Annotated in this window: 5 protein-coding genes and 1 rRNA gene; 1 reads left to right on the forward strand and 5 read right to left on the reverse strand. The window is 55.6% G+C overall.

Features of this window, described 5'->3' with window-relative positions:
* The first annotated feature begins 124 nt into the window (after positions 1 to 124).
* Positions 125 to 958, forward strand: a complete 834-nt coding sequence (iclR, locus tag BM323_RS20385) for a glyoxylate bypass operon transcriptional repressor IclR (protein WP_008109838.1) — start codon at positions 125 to 127, stop codon at positions 956 to 958.
* Here the strand turns inward: iclR and aceK are convergent.
* The 5 genes from aceK to rrf form a co-directional block, all read right to left on the reverse strand.
* Positions 955 to 2,688: a bifunctional isocitrate dehydrogenase kinase/phosphatase gene (gene aceK, locus BM323_RS20390; RefSeq protein ID WP_008109835.1), complete on the reverse strand. Its 1,734-nt coding sequence runs from the start codon at positions 2,686 to 2,688 to the stop codon at positions 955 to 957. The genes iclR and aceK overlap by 4 nt on opposite strands.
* A gap of 56 nt (positions 2,689 to 2,744) precedes the next feature.
* Complete coding sequence (gene aceA / locus BM323_RS20395) at positions 2,745 to 4,046, reverse strand: isocitrate lyase (RefSeq protein WP_008109833.1); 1,302 nt, start codon at positions 4,044 to 4,046, stop codon at positions 2,745 to 2,747.
* A gap of 16 nt (positions 4,047 to 4,062) precedes the next feature.
* Entirely contained in the window at positions 4,063 to 5,661 is a 1,599-nt protein-coding gene (gene aceB, locus BM323_RS20400) for a malate synthase A (RefSeq protein WP_008109830.1), read from the reverse strand.
* A gap of 265 nt (positions 5,662 to 5,926) precedes the next feature.
* Entirely contained in the window at positions 5,927 to 6,856 is a 930-nt protein-coding gene (metA, locus tag BM323_RS20405) for a homoserine O-acetyltransferase MetA (protein WP_008109827.1), read from the reverse strand.
* A gap of 264 nt (positions 6,857 to 7,120) precedes the next feature.
* Positions 7,121 to 7,208 (reverse strand): 5S ribosomal RNA (gene rrf, locus BM323_RS20410); the annotation flags it as partial.

Consider the following 7,208-nt stretch of genomic DNA (forward strand, 5'->3'; position numbering starts at 1 on the left):
AAGTCAGCTCAGATGAGACATTTTCAGCTATTACCCATTACAGGTCTGACCAGAAAGTCAGCGTTTGCATTAATGCAGTTAAAAACGAAAATGGTTTCCAGCATTGATGCGAATTGGAGACGTTATGGCAACCCCTGCGCCCGTTAAACGCGGCAAGAAACCCCGTGCTACAACGACACCCACCAGCGCGCCTGTCGGCGGGCAAGTACAATCTCTGACGCGCGGCCTGCGCCTGCTAGAGCTGATTGCCGAATCCCACGGCAGCGTGGCGCTGACCGAACTGGCGCAACAGGCCGGTTTACCCAACTCCACCACCCATCGCCTGCTCTCCACCATGCAGCAGCAAGGTTTTGTGCATCAGGTGGGCGACTTGGGTTTATGGACCATTGGTTCTCACGCTTTTGTGGTGGGCAGTAGCTTCCTGCAGAGCCGTAATCTGCTGGCAATTGTGCATCCGCTACTGCGCAAGCTGATGGAAGATGCCGGTGAGACGGTGAATCTGGCAGTGCTGGATCTCAGTGATTATCAGGCGGTGATCATCGATCAGGTGCAGTGTACGCAGCTGATGCGCATGTCCGCGCCGATTGGCGGCAAGCTGCCGATGCATGCATCCGGCGCCGGTAAAGCGTTTCTGGCGCATCTCAGCGATGAGCAAGTTACCGCGCTGCTGCATCAAAAAGGATTGCATCATTACACGCCGAAAACGCTGATGTCGCCGCACAGCCTGAAGGAAAATCTGGCGCTGATTCGTAAGATGGGCTTTTCGCATGATGATGAAGAGCACGCGCTGGGTTTGCGTTGCGTCGCGGCACCGATTTATGACGAACATGGCGAACCCTTCGCCGCCATCTCGATCTCCGGCCCGATTGCGCGCATGACCGACGACCGCATCACCGAGCTCGGTGCGCTGGTAATCCGCGCCGCCAAACAGGTGACCCAAACCTACTCTGGCCGCTAAGCGGCCACCGAAGCATAGCGCGCGCTGAAACGCTGGCTGGCGCGCCACGCAATCACCTCTTCAATATGCCCTTCACGGATGCGCGTTTGCAGCGCGCGCCACCAGCTGGGATCAAACAGTTGCGGATGCAGCGCCTGCAGCAGTTTGCCGGTCGACGGTTCGCTGCACAGCGCATAGCGGAAGGTTTCCGGGAACACATCATCCGGCCCGACGCTGTACCACGGCTCGGCCTGCAGCTCATCTTCTTCATAACGCGCCTGCGGTACATCGCGGAACACCAACTCGGTCATCGGGCGGATTTCGTCGTAATCGTAAAACACCACGCGGCCGTGACGCGTCATGCCAAAGTTTTTGTACAGCATGTCGCCGGGGAAAATGTTCGCCGCCGCCAGCTGACGAATCGCATCACCGTATTCGCCAATCGCGTGCTGCCGCTGTTCCGGCGAGGCCTGAGCCAGCCACAGATTGAGCGGCTCCATGCGCCGTTCCAGCCACAGATGGCGGATGATCACCACGTCGTCGCGCAGCTCGATTTTTTCCGGGATATCGCGCTCAAACTCCGCCATCAGTTCAGCCGGAATACGCGCGCGCGGTAACGCAAAGTGCTCAAACTCCTGGGTATCTGCCATGCGACCGACGCGATCATGCTCTTTAACCATGCGATAGCAGTCGCGCACCTGCGCATCAGTGACCTCTTTTTGCGGTGCGAAGCGGTCTTTGATCACCTTAAATACGCGATCAAAACCCGGCAGCGTGAACACCATCATCACCATGCCGCGAATACCGGGCGCGACGGTAAAATCTTCCTGGCTGTGCGCCAGATAGTGCAGATATTCGCGATAGCATTCGGTTTTGCCGTGTTTCTGACAGCCAATCGCCATGTAGCGTTCAGCCACGGTTTTGCCCGGCAGAATCGGTTGCAGCCACGCCACCAGCGCGGCGGGCACCGGCGCGTAGACCATAAAATAGGCGCGGGCGAAGCCAAACACGATGCTGGCATCATCGCTATCAGTGAGACAGGTATCGATCCACAAACGGCCAGCATCATCGCGCTGAATCGGCAGCAAACAGGGCACCATGCCATTGCTTAGCTGCAGGCGCGCCACGATCCACGCGGTTTTGTTGCGGTAAAACAGTTCGCTGGCGACATCCAGCGTCGCCGTCGCCAGTTGTGCGGCACCGAACTGCTCATGCAAATGGCGCACAATCCAGCCGATATCGCGCGTTTGATCCTGCCACGTTAAGCGCAGCGGAATGTCATTCAGCACCTGACGCAATGTTTCCTGCCAATTGTGTTGCGGGCGATAAAGACGCGACAACGGGCGCTGGGCAACCGGTGCAGGCGCATACGGCTGTGACGGCAAGATAAACAGGCGTTCGGGCGACAGATGGCTGTGGCCCTGCAAACGGCAATAGACCGAGTTGAAGAAGCTTTCGGCGATTTCATGGCGCGGATAGCCGGGTAGCAAGGTTTCGTAATGGCTTTTCACTCGCAGCCAGAACGCGTCATCCCAACCCGAAGTGTCATTGAGAATGCGCAGCTGGTTGGTGACGAGGCCAACGTGGTGATCGTAAAGGTGGATACGCGCTTTCATGGCCTGCTGCACCGCGTGCCAGTCAGCCTGCTCGAAGCGCTGTTGTGCGCCAGCGGTAATATCCAGAAAGCGGCCATACTGCGCGTCAAAACCTTGCAGGATGGTGTGGGCGATCAGCGATTCTCTCGGTGTCATCGGCAACGTTCCTTTAGCGGTAAGCGGTCGCCATGAATGGCGACCCTACGACGGCTTTAGAATTGCGCGGCTTCGGTGGAACCGGTCAACGCGGTCACTGAGGATTGTCCGCCCTGAATGACGTTGGTGACGCGATCAAAATAGCCGGTGCCCACTTCCTGTTGATGCGACGAGAAGGTGTAGCCCTTATCGCGCGCCGCAAACTCTGGCTGCTGCACTTTTTCCACGTAATGACGCATGCCTTCGCCCTGCGCATAGGCGTGCGCCAGGTCGAACATGTTGAACCACATGCTGTGAATCCCGGCCAGCGTGATGAACTGGAAGCGATAGCCCATTTCGCTCAGCGCCTGCTGGAAACGCGCGATGGTGCGATCGTCGAGGTTCTTCTTCCAGTTGAACGATGGCGAACAGTTGTAGGCCAGCAGTTTGCCGGGATACTGCGCGTGGATCGCGTCGGCAAAGCGCTGCGCCATCTCCAGATCTGGCGTCGAGGTTTCGCACCACAGCACGTCGGCATAAGGCGCATACGCCAGTCCGCGGCTGATCGCCTGTTCAATCCCGGCATGCGTGCGGAAGAAGCCTTCCGAAGTACGCTCGCCGGTGATAAACGCCGCATCGCGCGGGTCGCAGTCTGAGGTGATCAGATCGGCGGCATCCGCGTCGGTGCGCGCCAGTAACACCGTCGGCACGTTCATCACGTCAGCGGCCAAACGCGCCGCCACCAGCTTCTGAATCGCTTCCTGCGTCGGGACTAACACCTTGCCGCCCATGTGGCCGCACTTCTTCACTGCCGCCAGTTGGTCTTCAAAATGCACCGCGCCCGCACCGGCCTGAATCATCGATTTCATCAGCTCGAACGCATTGAGTACGCCGCCAAAGCCCGCCTCCGCATCGGCGACAATTGGCAGGAAGTAATCAATAAAATCATTGTCTTCTGGCGATACGCCGCTGGCCCATTGAATCTGATCGGCACGCTGGAAGCTCTGGTTAATCCGCTCTACCACATTCGGCACTGAATTCACCGGATACAACGATTGGTCGGGATACATCTGCCCGGCCAGGTTGGCATCTGCAGCCACTTGCCAGCCGGAGAGGTAAATCGCTTCTATACCGGCTTTCGCCTGCTGCACGGCTTGTCCGCCGGTCAATGCGCCAAGGCTGTTAATGTAGCCTTTGCTCGATTCGCCATTCAGCAGCGACCAGAGTTTAGTGGCACCGCGCTCCGCCAGCGTACAGGCGGGATTGACCGAACCGCGCAAGTTGACCACATCCTCCGCACTGTACGGACGAGTGATTCCCTGCCAGCGCGCATCATTCCAGCTCGATTCCAGTTGTTTGATCTGTTGCGTACGATTCATCGTCATATCTCCAGGTTCAAGGCAGCAGGCGGTAGCCCGGCAGAGTGAGGAAGGAAACCAGTTCGTCATCGGTGGTGATTTGCGCCATTAGTGCGGCGGCATCGTCGAAGCGTCCATGCTGGAAACGCTCTGCGCCAACGGTTTGCTGCAAGGCGGCTAGCTCTTCCTCCAGCAGCCGTTCAAACAGCGCCACCGTCACCGGTTGGCCATCGCTGAGAATTTGCTTGTGATGAATCCATTGCCAGATGGAGGTGCGGGCGATTTCAGCGGTGGCGGCGTCTTCCATCAATCCGTCAATCGGTACGCAGCCGTTACCGCTAATCCAGGCTTCCAGATATTGCAGCGCTACGCGGATGTTGGCGCGCATGCCGGCTTCGGTGCGCTTGCCGCGACACGGTGCCAGCAGACGCTCGGCGGTGATTGGTGCATCCTGCTCACGCGTAATGTGCAATTGATTAGGTTGATCGCCCAGTCGACGGTCAAACTCCTCCATCGCGATGTCTGCCAGGCCGGGATGCGCTACCCAGGTTCCGTCGTGACCGTTGCCCGCTTCGCGCGCTTTATCTTCTTGCACCTTTTGCGTAACCCATAAATTGCGCTCCGCGTCTTTGCTCGGAATCAGGGCTGACATACCGCCCATTGCCAGCGCACCACGGCGATGACAGGTTCTGATCAGCAGGCGTGAATAGGCATCGAGGAACGGTTGATCCATGCTGATTTGCTGGCGATCCGGCAGGATGCGATCGGGATGCTGGCCCAGCGTTTTGATGTAGCTGAAGATGTAATCCCAACGGCCACAATTCAGGCCCACCACGTGATCGCGCAGTTCCCACAGGATCTCATCCATCTGGAACACCGCCGGCAGCGTTTCGATCAACACCGTGGCTTTGATGCTGCCGCGCGGCAGATCGAAGCGATCTTCACTGAAGCGGAAGATCTCACGCCACCACGCTACTTCGGCGGCATGCTCGGTTTTCGGCAGATAGAACCACGGCGCGTGGCCCTTTTCCAGCAGCGCTTCAACGTTGTGGAAAAAGTAGAGCGCAAAGTCGAACAATCCGCCGGGAATCGCCCGATCGCGCCACTCCACATGCTTTTCATTCAGATGCAGACCGCGTACCCGACACATCAGCAGCGCCGGATTGGCACGCAGCTGGTAGATCTTGCCGGTGTCACTAGTGAAGCTCAGCGTGCCATTAACCGCATCGCGCAATGTTAATTGTCCATCGATCAGCTTCTGCCAGGTTGGCGCCAGTGAATCTTCAAAATCGGCCATGAAGACGTTGACGTTGGCGTTGAGCGCGTTGATCACCATTTTGCGATCTGGCGGCCCGGTGATCTCCACGCGGCGATCTTGTAACAGTTGCGGAATAGGACGAACCTGCCACGCATTTTCACGAATGGAAGTGGTTTCCGAATCAAATCCGGGCAACTCACCTTGATCGTAACGCTTCTGTCTTTGCTGGCGTGCTTTCAGCAGACGTTCGCGCTCTGGTGCGAACCGCACTACTAATGCGTGTACAAAGTCGATCGCTTCTGGGGTAAGCAGCTGCTTTTCCGTGTGGGTAAAGGGCTGGCTGAAGGTTAGCGTATTGCTGATAACCGAGTCTGTCATGCGGGCTGCCTCCTGGGTTGATCCATCGTTTAACGATCGGATCCGGATGTAGGGTGTTTTATAACCTGCAAGATCAGAGCATAATGATTTTTATTTTATTTTCAAAAACTATTTCCATTTTCATTACTATAGTTATTTATCATATTGATATTTATATAATTTAATCTCTCGAATTAAAGGCAATAACTTCCACCCATTAATGAAAGGCAAAAAAAAGCCGCGATAGCTTTCGGCTAGCGCGGCGGGATCAAACGAGATATTGGATTTATTCGAGCGTTGGGTTCATCCGACGCAGATCGAACGGCGTGATCTGATAAACGTAGTAGTTCAGCCAGTTGGAGAACAGCAGATTGCCGTGGCTGCGCCAGGTGGCGCGCGGCGGTAGTTCTGGGTTGTCCTGTGGGAAGTAATTGAATGGCACTTCCGGCTGCAGGCCTGCATCATAATCGCGATGATATTCACCTGAAAGCGTTAATGCGTCGTACTCAGGATGGCCGGTGACAAATGCCAGGCGCTTATCTTTGCTCGCCATCAGATATGCGCCTGTCGATTCCGATTCGGCAAACAGCTCAAGATCGGTGTAATCACGGATCAGCTGGCTGGGGAAATCAGCATAGCGTGAATGCGGGGCCAGGAAATTATCATCAAAGCCACGCGTCAGTAACGCGTGTGGATGCAGGATTTGGTGCTCATAAACACCGGACAATTTGTTCTGGCGCGTTTGCTTAGGGATGCCATACAGAATGTTCAGTGCTGCCTGAACCGCCCAACAGACAAAGAGCGTGGAGGTTACGTGCTCATTCGCCCAGTGCAGCACGCGCTGGATCTGTGGCCAGTAAGCAACATCATTGAAATCGACCAATCCCAGCGGCGCGCCGGTCACAATCAGTCCATCGAAATTATCGTTTTGGATGTCTTCAAAGTTGCAGTAGAAGTTGTTCAGATGCTCTGTCGGCGTGTTGCGCGACTCGCGGCTATCAATGCGCAGCAGCTGCACATCAATCTGCAACGGTGAGTTTGAGAGCAGGCGCAGGAACTGGTTTTCCGTCTCAATCTTCTTTGGCATCAGGTTAAGAATCAGCACTTTTAGCGGACGGATCTCCTGAACACTGGCGCGCGACGACGTCATGACAAAGACGTTTTCATCACGCAAAAAATTCACTGCCGGTAATTCGTCGGGAATCCTGATTGGCATAACCTGCTCACCTCTTACTAATAACCGTATAAACGTTTAGACATCCAGATGCCCGACATTAGCGTGTTATGTCGAGAATGTCGAGTCTTCATGCGGTTTATGAAAATGTTTCAGCTTTAGGTGGGATTTGGGAAAATCGTTAGGGAGATGAGTATTTCATGTGCGAATTTTAGCTTCAGGATGGTACTAAACCTTAAGCAGTTTTCTAAATTTCAGACGTAAAAAAGCCCCGAACTTTCGTTCGGGGCTTCTTCACTATTTGATGCCTGGCAGTTCCCTACTCTCGCATGGGGAGACCCCACACTACCATCGGCGCTACGGCGTTTCACTTCTGAGTTCGGCATGGGGTCAG

Origin of the sequence: Pantoea sp. YR525 (assembly GCF_900116775.1) — a bacterium.
In the GTDB taxonomy this organism is placed as follows: domain Bacteria; phylum Pseudomonadota; class Gammaproteobacteria; order Enterobacterales; family Enterobacteriaceae; genus Pantoea; species Pantoea symbiotica.

Excerpts from the sequence above, each read along its gene's own strand:
- iclR (WP_008109838.1), top strand. The coding sequence starts at position 125 with ATGGCAACCCCTGCGCCCGTTAAACGCGGCAAGAAACCCCGTGCTACA.
- aceK (WP_008109835.1), bottom strand. The coding sequence starts at position 2,688 with ATGACACCGAGAGAATCGCTGATCGCCCACACCATCCTGCAAGGTTTT.
- aceA (WP_008109833.1), bottom strand. The coding sequence starts at position 4,046 with ATGAATCGTACGCAACAGATCAAACAACTGGAATCGAGCTGGAATGAT.
- aceB (WP_008109830.1), bottom strand. The coding sequence starts at position 5,661 with ATGACAGACTCGGTTATCAGCAATACGCTAACCTTCAGCCAGCCCTTT.
- metA (WP_008109827.1), bottom strand. The coding sequence starts at position 6,856 with ATGCCAATCAGGATTCCCGACGAATTACCGGCAGTGAATTTTTTGCGT.